Consider the following 23125-nt stretch of genomic DNA (forward strand, 5'->3'; position numbering starts at 1 on the left):
GCCCAGGTCGGCGTTCTCCTGCCCGGGTTAGGCTCGGACCATGGCTCTGTTCTCGCGCCGCTCCAAAGACTCCTCCGAAACGCCGGCTGACGACGCCGCGCCCGAAGAGGCGGTCGACAGTGCGGTCGCCGGGGCGAGCATCGATGCCCCCGACGCGACGTCCGAGGCCGACGACGCGGCGGCCGCGGCATCCGTGTCCATCTCGGTGTCCTCCTACGGCGGACTCGGCGCTTCGGCGCCTCCGCCGGCCAAGCCCCAGCTGCAGCCCCGCAAGACCGGGCGCGCGGCCACCAAGGTCGCGCCCCGCGCGACCGAGACCGTCCCCGGGCTCCAGGACAACGTGCTCGTGCGGGAGGCGCTCGCCCGGCTCGCCGACGGGACGGCGCCGCAGGCGCTTCTCGACGTGGCGCGGCAGTGCCTGCAGGGGCACCTCTTCCTGCGCATCAAGGGCGACGCCCGCGCCCTGCTCGCCGAGGGCAAGGAACTCCCGCTCGCGATGGTGAAGGTGGGCGATCGCGCCTTCGCGCTGGCGTACTCGAGCGGCGCCGCGCTGCAGGCGAGCGTGCGCGCCGACGGTGACGCCGACACCTCGGCGCTCGGGCAGCCGGTGCTGTCGGTCATCAAGCATGTGCTCGCCGGACCCTACGAGGGTCTCGTCCTCGACCAGTCCTCGGCGCCCGCGCGGGTCGTGCTGCCGAAGGACCTGCTCAAGAAGCTCCTCGAGAAGGTCGACGAGAAGCTCGCGATCAAGACGCTCCTCGCAGCCGAACGCACCCCCGAGACGGCCGCCGCCGTGGCGCAGGCGCTCGCCGAGGCCCCGCTGTGGGTGGCCGTGGGCAAGCTCGACGACGGTCGTCCCGGCATCGCGGAGGGGCGTGCCGAGGACGGCTCCCGCTACCTCGAGGTGTACTCGCACCCGGTCGAGGTGGCCGTCATGGGCCGCGGCGACCAGGCCGCGCCCGTGACCGCCGCCCAGCTCGCAGCCGCGCTCGGCGACGAGGGACTCGCGGGAGTGATCGTCGACCCGGCCGGCCCCTGGATCCGCCTGTCGCGCGACGAGCTCGCACCGGTCTTCGCCACCGCAGCCTGACGCACCGGCACGCGCCGCGGCCCGGCACCGCCTGTCGTGGCGGCGGAGATCGCCGACGGCACGCCGGGTCGTGGCATCCGTCCCCGGCGTGTCGTGGACGGTCTCCGATGTTGCGCACGAAGGGGGTATTGGCGCGGCGTCCGGTCGGTGACGCCTGCGTCGCGCGGCCGCCCGGCACCGCGTGTCGTAGCGGCGGAGATCTTCGGCGCCGCGCCGGGTCGTGGCATCCGTCCCCGGCGTGTCGTGGACGGTCTCCGATGTTGCGCACGACGGGGGTGTTGGCGCGGCGTCCGGTCGGTGGCGCCTGCGTCGCACGCGCGGCCGGACGGCACCGCGTGTCGTAGCGGCGGAGATCTTCGGCGGCGCGCCGGGTCGTGGCATCCGTCCCCGGCGTGTCGCGGGATGATCTCCGATGTTGCGCACGACGGGGGTGTTGGCGCGGCGTCCGGTCGGTGGCGCCTGCGTCGCACGCGCGGCCGGACGGCACCGCGTGTCGTAGCGGCGGAGATCTTCGGCGGCGCGCCGGGGCGCGGCATCCGTCCCCGGCGTGTCGCGGATGATCTCCGATTCTGCGCACGAGGTTCTGCGGCCCGAGGGCGCCGGATCCCGAGGAGGGGTGCGGGATGTCGCGCCCCGCGCCTAGGGTCGAGGCATGGCGTCGGAGCGCATCACCCTGACCATTCCCGGGCCCGAGGGCGACCGCGAGGTGGGGCTGTCCAGCCCGAACCGCGTGATCTGGCCCGAGCTCGGCATCACCAAGCACGAGCTGGCCGAGTACCTGCTCGCGGTCGCGCAGCCGTTCCTCGCCGCGAACGGCGACCGGCCGGTCTCGCTCGAACGGTTCCCCGAGGGCGTCGGGGGCGAGAAGTTCTACTCGAAGAACCCGCCCAAGGGCGCACCCGCGTTCGTCGAGGCGCAGACCGTCACATACAACAGCGGGCGGCGGCATCCGCAGCTCATCCTGACCGAGATCGCGGCGGCTGTCTGGGCGGTGCAGATGAACACGATCGTCTTCCACCCGTGGGCGTCGCTGACGGCCAACACAGACAACCCCGTCGAGCTGCGGATCGACCTCGACCCTCAGCCGGGAACGGATTTCGCGGATGCCGCGGCCGTCGCTCCCGCGCTGCGCGAGGTGCTGATCGAGGCGGGGCTCACGCCGTTCCTCAAGACGAGCGGCAATCGCGGCATCCACGTCTTCTGTCCCATCGCGCCGGAGTGGGAATTCCTCGAAGTGCGGCACGCGGTGATCGCGGCCGGGCGCGAACTGGAGCGGCGCATGCCCGACAAGGTCACGATGAACTGGTGGAAGGAAGAGCGCGGCGAACGCATCTTCATCGACTTCAACCAGGCGAACCGCGACCGCACGATGGCGGGCGCCTACAGTCCGCGCGCCCTGCCCGCGGCGACGGTGTCCACGCCGGTGACGTGGGACGAACTGGAGGCGGGGGTCGACCCGTCGTCGTTCACGGTGCGCTCGGTGCCCGGGCGCCTGGCCGAGGTCGGCGACCCGTGGGCCGACCTGCTGGCGGAGCCGGGCCGCATCGACACGCTTCTCGCGTGGTGGCAGCGCGACCTCGACGACGGGCTCGGCGAGCTTCCGTTCCCGCCGGACTTCCCGAAGATGCCCGGGGAGCCGCCACGGGTGCAGCCCAGCCGCAAGAACCCCGGGAACTGGGACTGACGACGGGGCGCCGCGATGACGTCAGAACCGCGTGTGGTCGACCGCCTGATGGCCCGGCTGTTGCGCGTGCGCTGGCTCATGCGTCTGCCGATCCCGCTCTACCGTGCGAGTCTCGGGTGGATCTTCGGCGATCGGCTGGTGATGATCGAGCACCGCGGGCGCACGTCCGGTGAGCGTCGCTTCGTCGTGGTCGAGGTCATCGGGATGGAACGCAACGCTGTGCGGGTCGCGAGTGGCTTCGGCCGTAAGTCGCAGTGGTATCGCAACCTCGCGGCGAACGGCGTGGCCTTCCTCAGCGTCGGGCGGTACCGGCGGGTGCGGGCGCAGCCGCGTCTGCTCGACCCGGCGGCGTCGGCGACCGTGCTCGCGGCGTACGCCGCCGCGCATCCCGAAGCCTGGAGTCATCTGCGGGCGGCGATGGAGGCGCTGCAGGGCGGCGAGCCTGACATCCCCGTCGTGGAGTTCGGGCCGCCGAGCGGCGGGACGGGGATCGAGGCCGACTGAGGGTACGGCTTCCTCCGCCGGTCAGAGGCGGTTCGTCTCACCCCACTCGCTCGACGCGCGCGTCAGTCGAGGACGTCGCCGAGGTCGTAGGCCGACACGGACTCGAGCTGGTCGTACGTGCACGACTCGGGATCACGGTCCGGGCGCCAGCGCTCGAACTGCACGGTGTGACGGAAGCGCCAGCCCTCGAGCTGGTCGTAGCGCACCTCGAGGACCCGCTCGGGGCGCAGGTGCACGAACGACGAGTCGCGATCGGGCGCGGAGAAGCGCGACTTCTCGCCCTCGCCCTTCACGGCGGCGCCGCTCTCGTCGCGCTCGACGAGCGGAGCCAGCTCGTCGATCAGCTCGAGTCGGCGGGCGTTGCTCCAGGCGGCGACGCCGCCGACGGGGTAGAGCGTGCCGTCGTCGCCGTACAGTCCGACGAGCAGCGACCCCACGCCGGCACCCGACTTGTGGATGCGGTACCCCAGCGCGACGACGTCGGCCGTTCGCGCGTGCTTGATCTTGAACATCGTGCGCTTGTTGGGTGCGTAGGGCTGGGCGAGCGGCTTGGCCACGACCCCGTCGAGCCCGGCGCCCTCGAACTCGGCCAGCCAGTGCGCGGCGAGAGCGGGATCGTCGGTCGTGCGGGTCACGTGCACGGGGTGCGGCACACCGCCGAGCAGGTCGACGAGCTCGGCACGCCGCACCTCGAACGGCTCGGGCTGGAGATCCCGATCCCCGCGCGCGAGCAGGTCGAACGCGATGAACATCGCCGGCGTCGTCTCGGCCAGCATGTTCACGCGGGAAGCCGCGGGGTGGATGCGCTGGGTCAGCGACTCCCAGTCGAGCCGCTGCGTCCCGGGCTCGCCCTTGGGCACGACGATCTCGCCGTCGACGAGGCACGGCTCGGGGAGGAGGCGCGCGAAAGCCTCGACGAGTTCGGGGAAGTACCGCGTCAGCGGCTTCGCCCCGCGCGAGCCGATCTCGACGTTCTCGCCGTCCCACGACACCAGCGCGCGGAAGCCGTCCCATTTCGGTTCGAAGCTCAGCCCGCCCGGCGTCTTGGCAGGGTCGGGCACGGCGGGCACGGACTTCGCCAGCATCGGCGCGGGGATGTCGTACGGCATGAGCCCATCCTGCCGTGCACGTCGGACGCCGGACAGGCTCAGGTGCCGGATGCCGCGAACAGCGCCGCCGCCTCCGCTCGGTTCGACGCGCCGATCTTCGCACCGATCGCCGCAGTCGCAGAGCTCCGGCGAGTCGCCCGACGCCGGCACACCCACACGCCCGACGCCGGCACACCCACACGCTCGACGCCGGCACACCCACACGCTCGACGCCGACACACCCACACGCCGGACGCCGGCACGCCCGCACGCCGAGCCGGGTCCAAGACGCCGCCCGGAACTCCGGATCAGGCCTCGATCGGAAGCTTCGGCCGGGCCCAGCGGGCGGGGAGGCCGGGTCCGTCCCAGACCTGGATGACGCCCCACGCCGCCGCGGCGATGGGCACGGCGAGCACGGCGCCCACGATGCCGCCGAGCACCGCGCCGACGGTCAGCGCCACGAGGATGACGAATGCGTGCAGCTTCATCGACCGGCCCATGAGGAACGGCTGCAGGAAGTTCCCCTCGAGCTGGTTGACGAGCACCACCACGCCGACGACGAAGAGCGCATTGACCCACCCGTTGGCGACGAGCGCGACGAGGGCGGCCAGGATGCCCGCCACCGTCGCACCGACGATCGGGATGAACGCGAGGAGGAACACGAGCACCGCGAGCGGTATGGCGAGAGGAACCTGGAGGATCAGGAGGCCGATCAGGATGCCGATCGCATCGACCGCCGCGACCGTGGCGGTGCCGCGCACGTACGAGCCGAGCACCGTGGTGGTCTTATCGCCGATGCGGCGCGCGCGCACGTAGTTCTCGCCGCGGAACGGCCGCAGCAGGAACTCCCACATCTGTGGTCCGTCCTTCAGGAAGAAGAACAGGATCGTCACCATGAGCACGAGGCCGGTGACGAAGTTGGCGACCGCGCCGACGCCCGCGAGTGCGCCCGAGCCGAACTGCGCGCTGGTGACGAAGTCGGTGAGCGTCGCGACCCACTCGTCGACCTGCTCGGGCTGCAGGAAGTCGAACGGCAGTGTCTGCAGCCACGCGAGCAGGTCGTCGAAACCGGCTTGCGCCTGTGTGTAGAGCTCGTCCCACTGGTCGCGCACCGCCCACACGATGAGCCAGCCGAGGAGCCCGAGGATGATGACGATCGCGAGGAGCGTCAGGAGGGTGGCCAGAATCGACGGGAGACCGCGGCGCCGCATCCAGCTCATCACGGGGTTGAACGCGCATGCGAGGATGAGCGCGATCACCAGCGGGATCGTCACGAGCGTGAGCGACTGGATCACGAAGACGACCCCCGCGGCCACCGCCACGACGAGGATGATCTGCAGTGCGCGGATCGCGAGCTTGCCGAACCCGTCGGCCCACAGGCTCCACGGCGCGCGCGTAGCCCTCAGCTCGGCGTCGTGAGATTCCAGGCGCACGGTCTGCGGAGTGCTGCGGAAGAAGCCCATGCGCCGAGGCTAAGGGCGCCGGCCGCGCCGCTCGGGCGCCTTGCCGGGAGAGGCGGTGTTTGCTAGGCGAACGCGCTCATACCGGTGATGTCGCGCCCGATCAGCAGGGCCTGAACGCTCTCGGTGCCCTCGTAGGTGTGGATGGCCTCGATGTCGGTCATGTGCTGCATCACCCCGTTCTCGAGCAGGATCCCGTTGCCGCCGAGCAGGTCGCGCGCCGTCGCCGCGATCCGTCGCGCCGCACGCGTGTTGTGGTACTTCGCGAGGGAGGCCTGCGTCGGTCGCAGTCCGCCGGATGCCTCGAGGTCGGCGAGGTGCCGGCAGTACAGCTGCATCGCGGTCAGCTCCTCGAGCATCTGCGCGAGGCGTTCCTGGACCATCTGGAACTTCGCCAGCGGTTTGCCGAACTGCATCCGCTGCTGGGCATACGACAGCGCCGCCTCGTAGCAGGCGGTCGCGTGACCGAGCGCCGACCATGCGACGCCCGAGCGCGTGGAGTACAGCACGGTCGAGGCATCCTTGAAGCTCTTCGTGCCCGGCAGCGCCGCGTCGAGGGGGACGCGAACCCCGTCCAGAGTGATGAGGGCCTGATGGATGCCGCGCAGCGACGCCTTGCCGCCGATCACGGTGCCGGTGTACCCGGCGGTCTCCTGCTCCACGAGGAAGCAGCGGACGGCGCCGTGCTCGGACGCGTCGGGGTCGTCGACGCGCGCCCACACGAACGTGATGCCGCCGGATGCGCCGTTGCCGATCCACTTCTTGGCGCCGTCGATCACCCACTCGTCGCCGTCGCGGCGGGCGACGGTCTCGAGCGACACGGAGTCCGAGCCGTGGTCGGGCTCGGTGAGTGCGAAGGAGGCGGGAACCTCACCGCGTGCGACAGGCTTCAGCCAGCGATCCTGCTGCTCGGGGCTGCCGAACAGCGCGAGCGTGCGCAGCGCGAGGCCGCCCTGGACGGCGATCACGGTGCCGAGCGAGCCGTCCCCGCGCGACACCTCCATGTTGACCAGTCCGGCCGCCAGCGGCGAGAAGCGGGTGAGCTCCGGGTGCACGATGCCGTCGTTCAGGAGGTCGAGTTCCCCGAGGCGCATCGCGATGTCGAGGGGGTAGTCCGCGGCATCCCACGCGTCCTGCATACGGGTGCCGACCTCGTCGACGTAGGCCTGCGCGCGCTCCCACACCGCGCGGTCCTCGGCGGGGATGTCGGCGAACACCTGGTAGTAGTCGGTGCCGAGGCGCCGCGTGACGTCGTAGCCGGCGGCGCTCTGGCCGGGACGGGGCTGGAACTCGGTCACGACGGACTCCTCTTGGTGAAACTGAATGTCAAGTCACATAGTACTCAGTCTCACACCACATCCTCCTCAGTCCGTCAGCGCCGAGGCGTCCAGCCGGACGGGAGCGGGCCGTCGATCGCGGCTCGCTCGACATCGGCCGCCGCGGACCAGCCCTGCGCGGCATCCCGTCCGTCGAAGCCGCCCCGTGCGATGCGCATCCCTACGTCGTCGTGGTGCATGCGGGGTGCACCGCCGCGCCGCGTCGAGGCGCGCACGCTCCAGGCGTCGTCAGCGAACCCGCCGCCGCGGAACACGCGGTAGGCGTCGTAGCGGGCGGAATCGAGCAGATCCCAGCACCACTCCCACACGTTGCCGAGGGTGTCGAAGAGCCCGTTGAGGTTGGGGAGCTTGCCGCCGACGTCCTGAGGGGCGGTGACCCCGTCGACGCTGGTCCAGGCGACCTCGGCGAGTGGTCCGTAGTGGGCGCCCGTCGAGCCTGCGCGGCATGCGAACTCCCACTCCGCCTCGGTCGGCAGCCGGTAGCCGTCGGAGTCGACGTGCCACGTGACGTCCTCGCCGTCGAAGGAGTACGCCGGGTCGAGGCCCTCCCACTCCGACGCGGCGTTGCAGAAGCGGATGGCGCGCAGCCAGCTCACGTCGACCGCGGGACGGCGGGGATGACGAGCCAGGGCCTCTCCGACGATCTCGGCGAGCTGCTCCTGCGTGACCGGGTAGACGCCGATCTCGAAGGGCTCGAGTGCGACCGTGCGCCGCGTCCTGGTCCGCGCGTCGTGCAGGGTCACCGAGCCGCCGGCGATGCGGGCGAGCTCGAGGTCGGTCACGACACCGCCTCCGTGTGGAGGGTGCGGTGTCCCGGGCTGTTCACGCTCCCGAGCCTAGGACCGCGGCGACGCCGGCGCCCGCGCGAGTTCGGGTGATCAGGACGGCGGGTCGAGCGTGATCAGCTGGCGCAGCTCACCGCCCCCGGCGAGGCGGTCCATCGCCTCGTCGAGGTCGCCGAGGTGGATGCGCGATGACACGAGCCGTTCGAGCGGCAGGCGGCCGGCGCGCCACAGCTCGATGTAGCGAGGGATGTCCCGGCTGGGCACCGCCGATCCGAGGTAGCTCCCGACGATCGTGCGGGCCTCCGCCGTCAGCACCAGCGGCGACACGCTCGCGCGGGCGTCGGGGGCGGGAAGGCCGACCGTCACGGTGGTGCCGCCCGGGGCGGTGAGGGCGACCGCGGTCTCGAAGGCGCGTGCGGCGCCCGCCGCCTCGACGACGACGGGGGCCCGGATCCCGCGCTCCACCGCTTCGGCCGGGCTCATTGCGCCGACGGCGCCGAGACCGCGGGCGAGGCCGAGCTTCGCGTCGACGGCATCGACGCCGATGACCTCGTGGCCCAGCGCGACGGCCACGAGCAGCGCGGCCATGCCCACGCCGCCCAGCCCGACGACGATGACGCGCTCGCCTGGCGCCGGGCGGCCTGCGTTGAGCACGGCGCCGCCGCCGGTCAGCACCGCGCAGCCGAGCAGCGCGGCGACCGCGGCAGGCACGTCGGGGTCGACCTTCACCACCGACGTGCGGTTCACGACGGCGTGGGTCGCGAACGCCGAGACGCCGAGGTGGTGGTGCACGTCCTGGTCTGCGCCGTCGGTGCCTGTGCGATGAAGACGGATGCCGCCGCCCACGAGCGTGCCGGCGTTGTTGGCCGCCGTTCCCGGTGTGCAGGGCAGACGCCCCTCGGTACGGCAGCCGTCGCATTCGCCGCAGCGGGGGAGGAAGGTCATCACGACACGGTCGCCGCGCGCGACATCCGCGATCCCCTCGCCGATCTCTTCGACGATGCCCGCCGCCTCGTGGCCGAGGAGCATGGGCGTCGGACGCACGCGGTTGCCGTCGACCACGCTGAGGTCGGAGTGGCAGACGCCCGCAGCCTCGATGCGGACGAGCAGCTCGCCGGCACCGGGCGGGTCCAGCTCGAGAGGGCCGACGGTGAAGGGCCGCGAGCGGGCGAAGGGCGTCACGGCGCCGGAGCGTTCGAGCACGGCTCCGATGATCTGCATGCGACCTCCTCGTCGTCGGCCGCGCCGGTGCGGCACGCGCAGCTCTCCCTCGCACGATAGGCCGTGCACGGTCGTCCCGCGAATCGAGCCGCGGCCGATCGGCGGCCTCAGGCGGCGACGGTCCTCCGCGCGGTGCGACCGCGGCGGATCCACTTCTCGACCTCGACGAACAGCGGCACGACGAGGGACAGCCCGATGCAGATGAGCCACTCGCTCCCGTTGAGCGACACCGTGCCCACGAGCCGCTGGAGGAAGCCGATCTCGACCGCCGCGACGGTGATCGCCAGCGGGATCGCGAGCCACTTGATCGCGGCGAGGATCGGCGCCGACAGGCCGGACTCGGGATCGCGTCGCATCGCCAGTCCACCCAGGACCGCACCGAACGCAGCGACGACGAACGTCATCGTCACAGGGACATTCGGCTCGGACGGGCTCGCCTGGCCGGAGAACAGCAGCAGCGGGATCAGCGTCATGAGGAAGAGCACGCCGCCGTAGACGAACCACAGCGTGACGGCACCGGCGTTGGCGATCGTCTTCTTCGGATCCCGCGGCGGCTTGAGCATGATGCCGTCCGGCACCGGGTCGAGGAGGATCACGATGACCGGGAAGATCGAGATGAAGAAGTTCAGGAACAGGATCATGATGGGCGTGAGCGGCACGCCGCTGTTGATGTCGAAGACACTCGCCACCAGGAACAGCAGCACCAGGGAGAACAGCTGCGACATCTGGTAGCGGACGTAGCTGACGATCTTCTCGTAGATCCCGCGCCCCAGCCGGACCGCGGTGACCAGCGTGCCGAAGTTGTCATCGACCAGGATCATCTTCCCGGCCTGCTTCGTCACCTCGCTGCCCGACCCCATCGCCACGCCGATGTCGGCCTGCTTGAGGGCGGCGGCGTCGTTCACGGCGTCACCGGTCATCGCGACGACGGCGCCGTCCTCCTGCATCAGGCGCGCGAGACGGAGCTTGTCCTCGGGGGTCACGCGGCCGAACACGTGCAGGTTCGGCAGAGCGGCCTTCAGCTCATCGTCGCTCATCGCCTGGATGTCGGCGCCGCTCGCGGCTCCGGGGCCGAGCCCGAGTTTCGCGCCGATGGCGGCGGCCGTGATCGCGTGGTCGCCGGTGATCATCCGCACCGCGATGCCGGCCTCGTGGGCGATGCGCACAGCCTCCTTCGACGAGGGGCGCAGCGGATCGATGATGCCCACCAGACCGACGAAAGTGAGGTCCTTCACCTCGGCCATCGGGTCGTCCGGAACCGGCGAACCGGGCGCGAACCGCCGCACCGCGAACGCCAGCACGCGCAGACCCTGCTCCGACAGCTTCCGGTTCGCGCCGAGGACGGTCTGCAGCTGCGCGTCGATCGGCGCCGGGCCGTTGGCGGTCATCACCGTCGAGCAGCGGTCGAGCACGACATCCGGTCCGCCCTTGACGAGCGCGACCAGTCGCGTCGCGCCCTCCTGCGGCACCTCGTGGAAGGTCGCCATGAACTTGTAAGCGGAGTCGAACGGCACCTCGGCGGCGCGGGGGAACTTCGCGCGAGTGAGCTCGGCGTCGGCACCCATCTTGGCGGCGAGCACGACGAGGGCGGCCTCGGTCGGATCGCCGATCACGACGCCGTCGTCCGACACCGTCGCATCGCTGCAGAGGGTGAGCCCGAGCGCGAGCTGCGTGAAGTCGGGCACGGGCTGCCCGGCGACCTGCCGGATGTCTCCCGTCTTCTCGTATCCGCTCCCGCCGACCGTGAACGAGTCGCCCGCGTAGTAGAGCGACTCGACGGTCATCTCGTTCATCGTGAGCGTGCCGGTCTTGTCGGAGTTGATCGCGCTCGTCGCGCCCAGCGTCTCGACATCGGTGAGGTTCTTCACGACCGCCTGGTGCTCGGCGAGCTGGCGCGATCCGTACGAGAGCATCGCCTGCACGAACGAGGGCATACCGGTGGGGATGGCCGAGATCGCCATGGAGATGCCGAGCAGGATGACGGACGCGAGCGGCTGCTGACGCACCAGCCCGAAGATCACGATGACCGCAACGGCACCCCACGCGATCCAGCCGAGCACGCCGGTGAGCGAGTCGAGCTCCCGCTGCAGCGGAGACTTCGCCTGCTTCACCGACGACAGCATCGAGGCGATCTGCCCCATCTGGGTCGTCATGCCGGTGTCGGTGATCACGACGGTCGCGGTGCCGCGGGTGACCTGCGTGTTCTGGAACGCCATGTTGGCGCGGTCGCCCAGCGTCGTATCGGGGTCACCGATGGTCGCGGCGTCCTTGGCGATCGGAGCGCTCTCACCGGTCAGCGCCGCTTCCTGGGTCTCGAGCGTCGCGGAGCGCAGGATGCGGCCGTCGGCGGGCACGATGTCGCCGGCTTCGAGCGCGACGAGGTCGCCGGGCACGATGTCGGTCGCGGCGATCTGCAGGAGACTCCCGTCGCGGATGACCCGGGCCTGCGGGATCTGCATCTTCGACAGGGCGTCGACGGAGGCCTTCGCCTTCATCTCCTGGCTCGCCCCCAGGAACACGTTCAGCACCACGAGGGCGCCCACCACGATGCCGACGCTGACCTGTCCGATGAGCAGGCTGATCACCGCGACGATGACGAGCATCACGTTCATCGGGTCGGCGAGCTGGCTCAGCGACACCTGCCAGAGCGACGGCGGCTTCTCGGCCGCGATCGCATTGGGCCCGTGCTCGGCGAGCCGCCGCTCCGCCTCGGTCGCGGTCAGCCCGCGTTCGCGGTCGGATCCGAGGGCGGCGACGACCTCGTCGGGCTCTTTCGTGTACCAGGGGGTCGGTCCGGCGGCAGCGGTCGGCGACGATTCCACGGTGCTCATGTGGCGACCATACCGCCGCTCATTCGGCGGGGCGAGAATGAGATCCGCGTTCGCCGGGTGATTTCGGAGAGCGGATGCCGCGGCTCAGTCGAGCCGCTCCTGCAGTCGCCGCGCGACCTCGGCCGCCGGCATGGAACGGGGGAAGACCGCCACCACGACGTCGTCGGCCGCGGCACCCCGAGCCTCCCCGTCGGGCTGCACGCCGAACCGACGCAGCGCATCGTCGAGCGCTCGGCGCAGCACCGAGACGGGCACGCGCTTGGGCCCGCGGAGCAGCTGACGCAGCACGTGATTGTGGATCGCGGTGACGAGCGCGGCGAAGCCGACGGCGTCGATCGGGTCGAGCCCCGGCAGCGCGCTGCGGAGGTACTCGTCGAACAGGCGCTCGTAGCGGAAGACGGTGACGATCTCGCGTTCGCGGAGCGCCGGCACCTGGCGCACGACCGTGTAGCGCCGGCGCGCGAGTTCGGGGTCGGCGGCGAAGTGGGCGTAGACCAGGATGGATGCCTCGCACACCGCCTTCCACGGATCGGGGTGCGATCCCGCCAGGAACTCGCGCAGGCGCTCCAGCAGCAGCTCATGGTCGGCGAACACGACGTCGTCCTTGCCGCCGAACTGGCGGAAGAACGTCGAGCGCGACACCCCCGCGGCTTGGGCGATCTGCTCGACCGAGGTCTGATCGAAGCCCTGCTCGGCGAACAGCTCGAGCGCGGCGGCGACGACCGCGGCCTGCGGCGCGGCGGAGGGGATGGCGGTGGTGTCGGACATCTCGGGGGAGAGCCTAGTGAACGTGCGTCGGCCGCGGCATCCGAATCTCCGTCCTCATCGCTCTCACCTGCCGGGGAGCCTTGTCAACGGGCTGTCGCCGCGCGCTCGCGGGGAGTTGACTGGCGGCATGGCGTCGATCTGGAAGCACGCAGCCGGCATCGTCGAAGGCTCGCCGTTCGAGCCGGGACGGCACCACGAGGTCATCGTCGTCGGCGGGGGCATCACCGGGCTCACCACAGCCCTGCTGCTCGCGCGGGCTGGACGCGACGTCGCCGTCCTGGAGGCGGGCGAGGTGGCGAACCTCGCGACCGGGGCGAACACGGGCAAGCTCTCGCTGCTGCAGGGCTCGGTGCTGTCGTCGCTGCGCCGCCATCATCCGGCGCGCCTCGTCCGTGCCTATGCCGACGCGAACCGCGACGGCGCCGAATGGCTGCTCGATTTCGCCGGCGGTGCGGGCGTGCCGTACTCGCGGCGGACCGCCTATTCGTATGCGCAGACTCCCGAGGGCGCTGAGTGCGTCGACGCGGAGCGGGATGCCGCGGCCCAGGCAGGCCTGCCGGTGCGTCGTGTCGAGGGTTCCGAGCTCACCGACAGCGGCGTGCCGATGCAGGCGGCGGTGGCGCTCGACGACCAGGTCGCGATCGATCCGCAACGCGTCGCGGTCGCGCTCGCGCGCGCCTTCCTCGCGGCGGGCGGCACGCTGCACACCGGCGCTCGAGTCACGCGCGTGCACGTCGTGCCGAGGGCGCGGGTGTGGACCGACGAGGGGTCGGCATCGGCCGATCGCGTCGTGCTCGCCACGGCCGCCCCGATCACCGACCGCGGGCTGTACTTCGCGAAGGTGCGCGGGCTGCGGTCCTCGTGCGTCGCATTCGCGATCGACGCGCCGGTGCCCGACGGGCTGTACCTCTCGGTGGACGGCGAGACGAAGTCGGTCCGGTCGATCACACCCGCCGACGGGCCCGCCGACGCCGCGCAGCTGATCGTCGGCGGCAACGGCTTTCCGGTCGGGCGGGCGGCCTCGCCGCAGGCCGAGATCGACGACCTCATCCGCTGGGCCGGCGTGCAGTTCCCGGGCGCCGAACCCGTCGCGCAGTGGTCGGCGCAGGACTACCAGTCGCATGACCTCATGCCGTTCGTCGGGGCGATGCCGCGAGGGCTCGGACGCATCCGCTTCGCGACGGGCTTCGCGAAGTGGGGGCTCTCGAACGGGCCGGCGGCGGCGCTGCGGCTCGCCGCCGAGATCGAGCGGGTGCCGTGGCGCGACCGCCCGGAGTGGATGCGGGTCATCGCGACGCGAATGACCGTCCCGGCCGATCTGGCTCGCGGCGGCGTCGAGAACCTCCGCGTCGGGTGGGAGGCCGCCAGCGGCTGGGTCGGTGCCCAGACGGTGCCGACGCCGGTGCGCCGACCGGCCGAGGGCGAGGGGATCGTGGCGAACCGCGCCGGTCACCCGGTGGGCATCTCGACAGTCGACGGCGCGACGCGGGCGGTGAGCGCGGTGTGCACCCACCTCGGCGGGGTGCTCGCGTGGAACGACGCCGAGCGCTCGTGGGACTGCCCGCTCCACGCGTCGCGGTTCGCCGCGGACGGGACGCGCATCGAGGGCCCGGCGGTGTGCGACCTTGCCCGGCTTCCTCGCGTGCGCGGCGAGGAGCGTGAGGGTCCGGAGGGGCACCAGGATCCCGAAGAGCACGCGGGTCCGCAGGCGCGTCAAGAGGAGGAGGTGACGCCAAGCACCCCGCCCACGTCCGCCGCCGCCGCGCGCTGAGGTCGGCGGCGGCGCGTCGCTGCGGTCCGGAGCGCCCGGCACGCGGTAGTAGGCTGGGGTACTGGTCGATATCTCGACGTCGAGACGCTTTTCGCGTCATCCCACCCCCATTCGCCACCTGCGAAGGAATGCACTGTGGATCTGTACGAGTACCAGGCACGTGATCTTTTCGAGAAGTACGAGGTGCCGGTTCTCGCCGGCATCATCGCGGATACGCCGGAGGAGGTGCGGGCCGCAGCCGAGAAGATCGGCGGAGTCGTCGTCGTCAAGGCGCAGGTCAAGACCGGCGGCCGCGGCAAGGCCGGCGGCGTGAAGGTCGCCAAGACGCCCGATGAGGCCTACGAGGCCGCGAAGGCCATCCTCGGCCTCGACATCAAGGGCCACGTCGTCAAGCGCGTCATGGTCGCGCAGGGCGCACGCATCGACAAGGAGTACTACTTCTCGGTGCTGCTCGACCGCGCGAACCGCTCCTACCTGTCTTTGGCGAGCGTCGAAGGCGGCATGGAGATCGAGGAGCTCGCCGTCGAGCGCCCCGAGGCCCTCGCCCGCGTGAACGTCGACCCGCTGCAGGGCATCGACAAGGAGAAGGCCGTCGAGATCGCCGAGGCCGCCGGTTTCGCGCCCGAGCTCGTCGACATGGTCAGCGACGTCTTCGTCAAGCTCTACGCCGTCTACAAGGGCGAGGACGCGACGCTCGTCGAGGTCAACCCGCTCATCCTGTCGGAGGAGGGCGAGATCATCGCCCTCGACGGCAAGGTCTCGCTCGACGAGAACGCCGACTTCCGGCACGCCGCCCACGCGCTGCTCGAGGACAAGGCCGCGGCCGACCCGCTCGAGGCGAAGGCCAAGGAGAACGACCTCAACTACGTCAAGCTCGACGGCGAGGTGGGCGTGATCGGCAACGGCGCGGGCCTCGTGATGTCGACGCTCGACGTCGTCGCCTACGCGGGTGAGAACCACGGCGGCGTGAAGCCCGCCAACTTCCTCGACATCGGCGGCGGCGCCTCGGCGGAGGTCATGGCAGCCGGCCTCGACGTCATCCTCGGCGACCCGCAGGTCAAGAGCGTGTTCGTCAACGTCTTCGGCGGCATCACGGCGTGCGACGCCGTCGCCAAGGGCATCGTCGGCGCGCTGGCCGAGCTGGGCTCGAGCGCCTCGAAGCCGCTGGTCGTGCGCCTCGACGGCAACAAGGTCGAGGAGGGCCGCGCGATCCTGCGCGACGCGAACCACCCGCTCGTGACGCTCGCCGAGACGATGGACGAGGGCGCCGATAAGGCCGCCGAGCTCGCCAACGCCTGAGCCCCAGACATCCGGAACTAGGAAAGAACAGACATGTCGATCTTCCTCAACAAGGACTCCAAGGTCATCGTCCAGGGCATCACCGGCGGCGAGGGCACCAAGCACACCGCGCTCATGCTGAAGGCGGGCACCCAGGTCGTCGGCGGCGTCAACGCGCGCAAGGCCGGCACGACCGTGCTCCACCGCGACGCCGAGGGCAACCCCGTCGAGCTCCCCGTCTTCGCATCGGTCGCCGAGGCGATCGAGAAGACCGGCGCCGACGTGTCGATCGCGTTCGTGCCGCCCGCGTTCACGAAGGACGCCATGGTCGAGGCCATCGACGCCGAGATCCCGCTGCTCGTCGTGATCACCGAGGGCGTGCCCGTCGGCGACACTGCCGCCGCGTGGGCCTATGCGCAGTCGAAGGGGGACAAGACGCGCATCATCGGGCCGAACTGCCCCGGCATCATCACACCCGGGGAGTCGCTCGTCGGCATCACGCCCGCCAACATCACCGGCAAAGGCCCGATCGGCCTCGTGTCGAAGTCGGGCACCCTGACGTACCAGATGATGTACGAGCTGCGCGAGATCGGCTTCTCGACGGCCATCGGCATCGGCGGCGACCCGATCATCGGCACGACGCACATCGACGCGCTCGCCGCGTTCGAGGCCGACCCCGAGACCAAGGCGATCGTGATGATCGGCGAGATCGGCGGCGACGCCGAGGAGCGCGCGGCCGATTTCATCAAGGCCAACGTCACCAAGCCGGTCGTGGGATACGTCGCCGGCTTCACCGCTCCCGAGGGCAAGACGATGGGCCACGCCGGCGCGATCGTGTCGGGCTCGGCGGGCACCGCCCAGGCGAAGAAGGAGGCCCTCGAGGCCGCCGGCGTCAAGGTCGGGAAGACCCCGAGCGAGACCGCCGAGCTCATGCGCGGCATCATCGCGGGCCTGTAGATCGTACGCACTCCCGGAAGGCCCCGCTTCGGCGGGGCCTTCCTGCGTGCGGGGGTGGCGGCGGGCGAAGCATCCGTCCCCTCCCAGCTCTTCCTGCGCTCTCGCCGTCGCGCTGTCGTTTCCTGCAGGCGCGGTCGATTCCGACGGGCGCGTGCGCAGGTTTCGGCAGCGCGACTGGTCGGGCGTCGAGCCCGGCCGACCTGCCGTCATGCCGGGTTAGGGTGAGGGAATGCCGCTGACCGGAGAGTACAAGCCGTCCACTTCCGACTGGGCCCGCAAGCAGGCTGAGGCGTACGAGGCCTCGGACGGGCAGAAGGCGAACACCCTGCGCGGCGTGCCGATCATCGTGCTGACGTCGGTCGGTGCGAAGAGCGGCGGCCTGCGCAAGACCGCGCTCATGCGCGTCGAGCGCGAGGGGCGCTACCTCGCGGTGGCGTCGAAGGGCGGGCATCCCGAGCCGCCGAAGTGGTACTGGAACATCCGCACGAACCCGCACGTCGAGCTGCAGGACGGCGCCGTCAAACGCGACTACCTGGCGCGCGAGCTGTCGGGCGACGAGCGGACCGAGTGGTGGGCGCGTGCGGTCGAGGTGTGGCCGGACTACGACGCGTACCAGGCAAAGACCGATCGCGAGATCGCCGTGTTCCTGCTGGAGCCCATCGAGGCCTGACCCGCCGGCGCCTCGCGCCCGGCGCCTCGCGCCTGGCGCCGGGCGTAACGTCGGACATCATGGCGAAACGCCGGGACGAGGCATCCCTCATCCCGGCGTTTCTCGCGAGATCTCCGACGTTGCGCGGTCAGCCCGCGAGGAGCACCTCCAGCGGGCCGCGCGCGAAGTACAGCACGAACCCGGCGGCGACGATCCACAGCAGCGGGCTGATCTCCTTCGCCTTGCCGGACAGCGCCCGCACGATCACCCACGAGATGAAGCCCGCCCCGATGCCGTTGGCGATCGAGTACGTGAGCGGCATCACGGTCACAGCAAGGAAGACGGGCAGCAGCACCGAGAACTCGGAGAAGTCGATGTAGCGGATCTGCGCCATCATGAGCGCACCGACGATGACGAGCGCTGCGGCCGCGACCTCGGTGGGCACGATCGACACGAGCGGCGTGAAGAACATCGCGACGAGGAACAGTCCGCCGGTGACGACGTTGGCGAGGCCGGTCCGTGCGCCCTCGCCGATGCCGGCACCCGACTCGATGAAGACCGTGTTCGACGAGGCCGACGCGTAGCCGCCCGCGACCGCGCCGACGCCCTCGACGATCAGCGCGGACTTGAGGCGCGGGAAGTCGCCCTTGGCGTCGGCGACGCCGGCTTCCTTCGACAGGCCCGTCATGGTGCCCATCGCGTCGAAGAAGTTCGTGAAGACGAGCGTGAAGACGAGCATGAGCGCGGCGAGCACGCCGATGCGCTCGAACGATCCGAACGAGACCTGGCCGATGAGCGACAGGTCGGGGATGCTCACGAGCGACGCGGGAAGCTCGGGAACCGAGAGCCCCCAGCCGCCGGGGTTGACGCCGTCGTCGGTGAACTTCGGGCCGATGTTCCAGATCGCCTCGACGACGACGGCCAGGACGGTGCCGCTGACGAGGCCGATGAGGATGCCGCCCTTGACCTTGCGGGCCACGAGGACGCCGGTGAGCAGCAGGGTGAACACGAAGATGAGCGTCGGCACCGTCGCGACCGAGCCGTCGACGCCCAGGCCGATCGGGGGAGATGACGCGCCGGTCGTCGTGACGAAGCCGGCGTCGACGAAGCCGATGAAGGCGATGAACAGGCCGATGCCGACTGTGATCGCGAGCTTGAGCTGCACCGGCACGGCGTCGAAGATCATGCGGCGCAGGCCGGTCGCGGCGAGCAGCACGATGAGGAGGCCGTTGATCACCACGAGGCCCATCGCCTCCGCCCAGGTGACCTGGCCGACGACCGACACCGCGAGGAACGAGTTGATCCCGAGGCCGGCGGCGAAGGCGAACGGCAGGCGGGTGACCAGGCCGAACAGCACCGTCATGACGCCCGCGGTCAGCGCCGTGACGGCGGCGACCTGCGTGAACCCGAGGGAGTTGCCGTCGACGTCGATCCCGCCCGACAGGATGATCGGGTTCAGGATGACGATGTAGGCCATCGTCACGAACGTCACCACACCACCGCGGACCTCGGCTCCGACCGTCGAACGGCGGCGCGTGATCTCGAAGAAGCGGTCCACGCCATTGCGTGGTTCGGGGGACTCTGCGGTGGTGTCGACGACGGGCGACGGGGTTGTGCTCATGAATAACCTCCGCGCTAAACGTTAGTGCTCACGGACCTGCGCCGATGACCGGACCGGATGCCGCGACCGGCCGCATCGCCGCCGGGACGTCGGCTCGGCGCTGGGTAGGGTCGATGGCGCATGCATCGCCTCACCGTCGCCCTCCTCTCCGCCGTCGACGCCGCCATCGCGGTCGCCGTCGGCATCGCCGTGACCCTCGCCCCGCTGACGCTGCTCTTCGTCTTCACGTTCGGCGCGGGCGCGGACTGGTCCGCGCTGTGGCCCACGGCGGTCACGGCCTGGCAGTTCGGCAACCTCGTGCCGCTCCTCGTGACACTCCCCGCCGAGTACGTCGCCGCGACGGGGATCGACCCGGCCGCGGCATCCTTCACCCTCTCTCTGGCTCCGCTCGCGTTCGCCGGCTTCACGATGATCTTCGCCGCGCGGTCGGGCGTGCGGGCATCGCGCGCCGAAGGCTGGGCGACGGGTGTCGTGACGGGGACCCTGGTGTTCGGTGTGCTTGCCACCCTCGCCGGCTTCACGTCGCAGAACCTCGTCGCCGACGCCGAGCTGTGGCAGGCGATCCTCGTGCCGATGCTGGTCTTCGGCCTGTTCTCGCTCGCGGGCGCCGTCGTCACGGAGTGGCGCGAGGCGGGCGCCGGCCCGGTGGCCCGGGTGCGCGACCGCGTGGAAGCCGCTCCCCACGGCTGGGGCGAGACCCCGGGGCTGATCGCGCGCGGGACGGCGGTCGTCGTGGTCGGTCTCATCGGGCTCGGTGCGCTGGTGACGGCGCTCGCGGTGCTGCTGCGCGGCGGCGAGGTGGTCGCGCTGTTCCAGGCGGGCAACGTCGACGTTCTCGGCGCCGTGGTCGTGACCCTCGCCCAGCTGGCCTACCTCCCGACCCTCGCGGTGTGGGGCATGGCGTTCGCAGCCGGCCCGGGTTTCGTGTTCGGCGACGGCACCGCCGTGTCGCCGTCCGGCACGCAGACCGGCGTCGTACCTGGCATCCCGATCCTCGGTGCGATCCCCGAGTCGACGACGCCGTGGCTGCTGCTGCTCGCGCTCGTGCCCGTTGCGCTCGGCGCTCTCGCCGGCTGGATCGCGCGGTCGCGCCTGGTCGCGACGCACGCGACGGGCGTCCCCGCGCCCGCCGCATCGAACGACGCCGGACCCGTCGTGCTGTCGGGACTGCTCGCCTCTGCCCCCGTGATCGAGCCCGACCCCGACGACCGGCCCGCAGCTGGCGAGGATCCCATCGCGGCGCGGCTGGCCATCGCGGCGGGCATCGCGGTGGCGTCGGCCGCAGCGGCCGCGCTGCTCGCGGCGATCGCCTCCGGCTCGCTCGGTCCGGGCCGCCTCGCGCACGTCGGCCCGGAACCCGGACCCGTCGCCCTCGCGGTCGGGATCGAGGTGCTCGTCGGCGCGTCGATCCTCCTGCTGTCGCCGCGCGGCCGGTCGCACGCCCACGCATCCCGCGAGGACGTCCCGAGCGCGCACACGCCCTTCGAGCCTCACGAGGAGGTTCGGGATGCTGCGCCCGAACCCCTCGTCGACGAGCATCCCACGCTCGATCTCGGCCCTCGACGGCCCGGCTCGGGCGCGCCGGTAGACTAGCCGGGTGCTCACGGTCGCCGTCCTCATCTCGGGCACAGGGTCCAATCTGCGCGCTCTGCTCGATGCGGCCGCCGACCCCGAGTATCCCGCCCAGATCGTCGTCGTCGGCGCCGACCGCGAGGCCGAGGGCTTCGCGCACGCCGAGGAGTACGGCATCCCCTCGTTCATGGTCCCGTGGGCCCAGTTCGGCTCGCGAGAGGAGTGGGGCGCCGAGCTCGGCAGGCAGCTGGCGGTGTGGCGTCCCGACCTGGTCGTGCTGAGCGGTCTCATGCGTCTCCTGCCGGCACCGCTCGTCGACGAGTGGTCGCCTCGCATCATCAACACCCACCCCGCCTACCTGCCCGAGTTCCCCGGCGCCCACGGCGTGCGCGACGCGCTCGCAGCCGGCGTCGAGCAGACCGGAGCCAGCGTCATCATCGTCGACAACGGGGTCGACTCCGGCCCGATCCTCGCCCAGGAGCGCGTCCCCGTGCTCCCCGGCGACGACGAGCACACGCTTCACGACCGCCTCAAGCCCGTCGAGCGGCGGCTTGTGATCGACGTCGTCCGTCGCATCGCGAACGGCGAGCTCGATCTCGATGCCGCATCCGCGGGCGCGGCAGCCGCATCGACCGCCGCCGACGGCGACGCGTCGAGATCCCCCGCTTCCTGACCCACCGACGAGGAGATCCTCCCATGGCCGGCCCGACCACCGACCCCGCCCTGTACCACCACCGCGACGTCGTCCCGATCCGTCGCGCGCTCGTGTCGGTGAGCGACAAGACCGATCTCCTCGCGCTGGCCGACGCGCTCGCCGCCGCCGACATCGAGATCGTCTCCACCGGCTCGACGGCCGCGACGATCCGCGAGGCAGGCCACGCCGTGACGGACGTGGCGACGGTGACCGGCTTCCCCGAATCGCTCGGCGGCCGCGTCAAGACGCTTCACCCGGGCGTGCACGCGGGCCTGCTGGCCGACGTGCGCCTCGACGACCACAAGCAGCAGCTGGGCGAGCTCGGCATCGAGCCGTTCGAGCTCGTCGTCGTGAACCTCTACCCCTTCGTCGAGACGGTGCGCTCCGGCGCCGAGGGGGACGCCGTCGTGGAGCAGATCGACATCGGTGGCCCCGCGATGGTGCGCGCATCGGCGAAGAACTTCGCCAACGTCGCGATCGTCGTCTCACCCGAGTCGTACCCCGCGATCATCGAGGCCGTGACCGGCGGCGGGACGACGCTCAACCAGCGTCGCGAGCTCGCCGCACGCGCCTTCGCCCACACCTGCGAGTACGACCGCGCGGTCGCCACGTGGTTCGCCGAGCAGACCCTCGGCGAGGGCGACCTGCCGCAGCACCTCACGATCAAGGCCGAGCGCCTCGCCACCCTGCGCTACGGCGAGAACTCGCACCAGCGTGCCGCGATCTACACGAGCGCCGGTGGCCACGGCATCGCCCAGGCGACCCAGCTGCAGGGCAAGGAGATGTCGTACAACAACTACGTCGACGCCGACGCCGCGCTGCGCGCCGCCTTCGACATGGTCAAGCCTGCGGTCGCGATCATCAAGCACGCCAACCCGTGCGGCATCGCGGTGGCTGCTCCCCACGCACTCGATCCCATCGCCAGCGCCCACCTGCGCGCCCACGAGTGCGACCCGGTGTCGGCCTACGGCGGTGTGATCGCCGCGAACGGCACCGTCACGCTCAAGATGGCCGAGAACCTGAAGGACATCTTCACCGAGGTCATCGTCGCCCCGTCCTTCGAGCCGGCCGCCCTCGAGGTGTTCCGGGCCAAGAAGAACCTCCGCCTGCTGCAGCTCCCCGACGACTGGCAGCAGGAGCGGATGGACGTGCGCCTCGTCTCGGGCGGACTGCTCCTGCAGGACGCGGACCGCTTCCCGTCCGACATCGATTCGGTCGCCAAGGACTGGGAGCTCGTCTCAGGCGAGCGTCCCGCGGCGAGCGATATGCAGAACTTCATCTTCGCGTGGAAGGCGTGCCGGGCCGTCAAGTCCAACGCCATCGTCCTGGCGAAGGCGTCGGCGACGGTCGGCATCGGCATGGGCCAGGTCAACCGCGTGGACTCGTGCCGCCTCGCCGTCGAGCGCGCCGGCGATCGCGCGGCCGGCTCGGTCGCGGCATCCGATGCCTTCTTCCCCTTCGCCGACGGCCCGCAGGTGCTCATCGATGCCGGCATCTCGGCGATCGTGCAGCCCGGCGGATCGGTGCGCGACGACGAGGTCATCGAAGCCGCCCGCGCCGCCAACGTGACGATGTTCTTCACCGGCGAGCGGCACTTCTTCCACTGACCGCGCGTTCGCGCCGCCCTTTCCGGACCCCCGGGTCCTTTCGCGAGACTGCATCGTTGCGCCGAGACTGCACCTGCCGTCTGCGTTCTCGGTTCACGGATGCGGTCTCGCGGGCGAGCGGGGGCGCCGGGGGAGCGGGGGCGCCGGGCGAGCGGGGGCGCCGGGGGCGCCGGGGGAGCGGGGGCGCCGGGTGAGCGGGGGCGCCGGG

At 71.3% G+C, this 23125-nt stretch carries 18 protein-coding genes; 10 read left to right on the plus strand and 8 right to left on the minus strand.

Annotation, left to right across the window (positions count from 1 at the left end; translation table 11 throughout):
* The first annotated feature begins 40 nt into the window (after positions 1-40).
* The 3 genes from MK786_RS13975 (at position 41) to MK786_RS13985 (ending at position 3278) form a co-directional block, all read left to right on the plus strand.
* Positions 41-1090 carry an SseB family protein gene (locus MK786_RS13975; RefSeq protein ID WP_241112847.1) on the plus strand — a complete coding sequence of 350 codons (1050 nt, stop codon included), beginning with the start codon at positions 41-43 and terminating at the stop codon, positions 1088-1090.
* 652 nt (positions 1091-1742) lie between these two features.
* Positions 1743-2774 carry a non-homologous end-joining DNA ligase gene (gene ligD / locus MK786_RS13980; protein WP_241112848.1) on the plus strand — a complete coding sequence of 344 codons (1032 nt, stop codon included), beginning with the start codon at positions 1743-1745 and terminating at the stop codon, positions 2772-2774.
* A gap of 15 nt (positions 2775-2789) precedes the next feature.
* Complete coding sequence (locus MK786_RS13985; RefSeq protein WP_241112849.1) at positions 2790-3278, plus strand: nitroreductase family deazaflavin-dependent oxidoreductase; 489 nt, start codon at positions 2790-2792, stop codon at positions 3276-3278.
* A gap of 62 nt (positions 3279-3340) precedes the next feature.
* Here the strand turns inward: MK786_RS13985 and MK786_RS13990 are convergent, their stop codons facing one another.
* The 7 genes from MK786_RS13990 to MK786_RS14020 form a co-directional block, all read right to left on the minus strand.
* The gene (locus MK786_RS13990; protein ID WP_241112850.1) at positions 3341-4387 is read right to left on the minus strand and encodes an ATP-dependent DNA ligase; all 1047 of its coding nucleotides are present in this window, start codon (positions 4385-4387) and stop codon (positions 3341-3343) included.
* 287 nt (positions 4388-4674) lie between these two features.
* A complete protein-coding gene (locus tag MK786_RS13995; protein ID WP_241112851.1) occupies positions 4675-5829 on the minus strand; it encodes an AI-2E family transporter in 1155 nt (384 codons plus the stop codon).
* Between the two features lie 62 nt (positions 5830-5891).
* The gene (locus MK786_RS14000; protein ID WP_241112852.1) at positions 5892-7124 is read right to left on the minus strand and encodes an acyl-CoA dehydrogenase family protein; all 1233 of its coding nucleotides are present in this window, start codon (positions 7122-7124) and stop codon (positions 5892-5894) included.
* Between the two features lie 74 nt (positions 7125-7198).
* Positions 7199-7945, minus strand: a complete 747-nt coding sequence (locus MK786_RS14005; protein WP_241112853.1) for an SUMF1/EgtB/PvdO family nonheme iron enzyme — start codon at positions 7943-7945, stop codon at positions 7199-7201.
* 96 nt (positions 7946-8041) lie between these two features.
* Positions 8042-9169 carry an alcohol dehydrogenase catalytic domain-containing protein gene (locus MK786_RS14010; protein WP_241112854.1) on the minus strand — a complete coding sequence of 376 codons (1128 nt, stop codon included), beginning with the start codon at positions 9167-9169 and terminating at the stop codon, positions 8042-8044.
* Positions 9170-9276: 107 nt separating this feature from the next.
* The gene (locus tag MK786_RS14015) at positions 9277-12000 is read right to left on the minus strand and encodes a cation-translocating P-type ATPase (RefSeq protein ID WP_241112855.1); all 2724 of its coding nucleotides are present in this window, start codon (positions 11998-12000) and stop codon (positions 9277-9279) included.
* An 84-nt stretch (positions 12001-12084) separates the two neighbouring features.
* A complete protein-coding gene (locus MK786_RS14020; RefSeq protein WP_241112856.1) occupies positions 12085-12768 on the minus strand; it encodes a TetR family transcriptional regulator in 684 nt (227 codons plus the stop codon).
* A gap of 127 nt (positions 12769-12895) precedes the next feature.
* Here MK786_RS14020 and MK786_RS14025 point away from each other — a divergent pair, with 127 nt between their 5' ends.
* From MK786_RS14025 to MK786_RS14040, 4 genes are all read left to right on the plus strand, one after another.
* Positions 12896-14539 carry an FAD-dependent oxidoreductase gene (locus MK786_RS14025; RefSeq protein ID WP_241112857.1) on the plus strand — a complete coding sequence of 548 codons (1644 nt, stop codon included), beginning with the start codon at positions 12896-12898 and terminating at the stop codon, positions 14537-14539.
* A 135-nt stretch (positions 14540-14674) separates the two neighbouring features.
* The gene (gene sucC / locus MK786_RS14030) at positions 14675-15838 is read left to right on the plus strand and encodes an ADP-forming succinate--CoA ligase subunit beta (RefSeq protein ID WP_241112858.1); all 1164 of its coding nucleotides are present in this window, start codon (positions 14675-14677) and stop codon (positions 15836-15838) included.
* Between the two features lie 33 nt (positions 15839-15871).
* Positions 15872-16774 carry a succinate--CoA ligase subunit alpha gene (sucD, locus tag MK786_RS14035; RefSeq protein ID WP_241112859.1) on the plus strand — a complete coding sequence of 301 codons (903 nt, stop codon included), beginning with the start codon at positions 15872-15874 and terminating at the stop codon, positions 16772-16774.
* Positions 16775-17003: 229 nt separating this feature from the next.
* Entirely contained in the window at positions 17004-17444 is a 441-nt protein-coding gene (locus tag MK786_RS14040) for a nitroreductase family deazaflavin-dependent oxidoreductase (protein ID WP_241112860.1), read from the plus strand.
* Positions 17445-17571: 127 nt separating this feature from the next.
* Here MK786_RS14040 and MK786_RS14045 read toward each other — a convergent pair whose 3' ends face one another.
* On the minus strand, positions 17572-19044 hold the full coding sequence (locus MK786_RS14045; protein WP_241112861.1) for an NCS2 family permease: 1473 nt from the start codon (positions 19042-19044) through the stop codon (positions 17572-17574).
* A 120-nt stretch (positions 19045-19164) separates the two neighbouring features.
* Between MK786_RS14045 and MK786_RS14050 the strand changes: the two genes are divergently transcribed.
* Genes MK786_RS14050 through purH form a run of 3 tightly spaced genes read left to right on the plus strand, consistent with a single transcriptional unit; the run spans position 19165 to position 22917 of the window.
* Complete coding sequence (locus MK786_RS14050; RefSeq protein WP_241112862.1) at positions 19165-20637, plus strand: DUF6350 family protein; 1473 nt, start codon at positions 19165-19167, stop codon at positions 20635-20637.
* Between the two features lie 4 nt (positions 20638-20641).
* Entirely contained in the window at positions 20642-21289 is a 648-nt protein-coding gene (purN, locus tag MK786_RS14055; protein ID WP_241112863.1) for a phosphoribosylglycinamide formyltransferase, read from the plus strand.
* Between the two features lie 23 nt (positions 21290-21312).
* Entirely contained in the window at positions 21313-22917 is a 1605-nt protein-coding gene (gene purH, locus MK786_RS14060; RefSeq protein ID WP_241112864.1) for a bifunctional phosphoribosylaminoimidazolecarboxamide formyltransferase/IMP cyclohydrolase, read from the plus strand.
* The last annotated feature ends 208 nt before the right edge of the window (positions 22918-23125 follow it).

It is taken from the genome of Microbacterium sp. CFH 31415, assembly GCF_022538185.1.
In the GTDB taxonomy this organism is placed as follows: Bacteria; Actinomycetota; Actinomycetes; order Actinomycetales; family Microbacteriaceae; genus Microbacterium.

Coding starts and splice junctions, on each gene's coding strand:
- ligD (WP_241112848.1), top strand. CDS start 1,743: ATGGCGTCGGAGCGCATCACCCTGACCATTCCCGGGCCCGAGGGCGAC.
- purH (WP_241112864.1), top strand. CDS start 21,313: ATGGCCGGCCCGACCACCGACCCCGCCCTGTACCACCACCGCGACGTC.
- MK786_RS13990 (WP_241112850.1), bottom strand. CDS start 4,387: ATGCCGTACGACATCCCCGCGCCGATGCTGGCGAAGTCCGTGCCCGCC.
- MK786_RS13985 (WP_241112849.1), top strand. CDS start 2,790: ATGACGTCAGAACCGCGTGTGGTCGACCGCCTGATGGCCCGGCTGTTG.
- MK786_RS14045 (WP_241112861.1), bottom strand. CDS start 19,044: ATGAGCACAACCCCGTCGCCCGTCGTCGACACCACCGCAGAGTCCCCC.
- MK786_RS13995 (WP_241112851.1), bottom strand. CDS start 5,829: ATGGGCTTCTTCCGCAGCACTCCGCAGACCGTGCGCCTGGAATCTCAC.
- MK786_RS14050 (WP_241112862.1), top strand. CDS start 19,165: ATGCATCGCCTCACCGTCGCCCTCCTCTCCGCCGTCGACGCCGCCATC.
- MK786_RS14040 (WP_241112860.1), top strand. CDS start 17,004: ATGCCGCTGACCGGAGAGTACAAGCCGTCCACTTCCGACTGGGCCCGC.
- sucD (WP_241112859.1), top strand. CDS start 15,872: ATGTCGATCTTCCTCAACAAGGACTCCAAGGTCATCGTCCAGGGCATC.
- MK786_RS14010 (WP_241112854.1), bottom strand. CDS start 9,169: ATGCAGATCATCGGAGCCGTGCTCGAACGCTCCGGCGCCGTGACGCCC.
- MK786_RS14015 (WP_241112855.1), bottom strand. CDS start 12,000: ATGAGCACCGTGGAATCGTCGCCGACCGCTGCCGCCGGACCGACCCCC.
- MK786_RS13975 (WP_241112847.1), top strand. CDS start 41: ATGGCTCTGTTCTCGCGCCGCTCCAAAGACTCCTCCGAAACGCCGGCT.
- MK786_RS14025 (WP_241112857.1), top strand. CDS start 12,896: ATGGCGTCGATCTGGAAGCACGCAGCCGGCATCGTCGAAGGCTCGCCG.
- MK786_RS14020 (WP_241112856.1), bottom strand. CDS start 12,768: ATGTCCGACACCACCGCCATCCCCTCCGCCGCGCCGCAGGCCGCGGTC.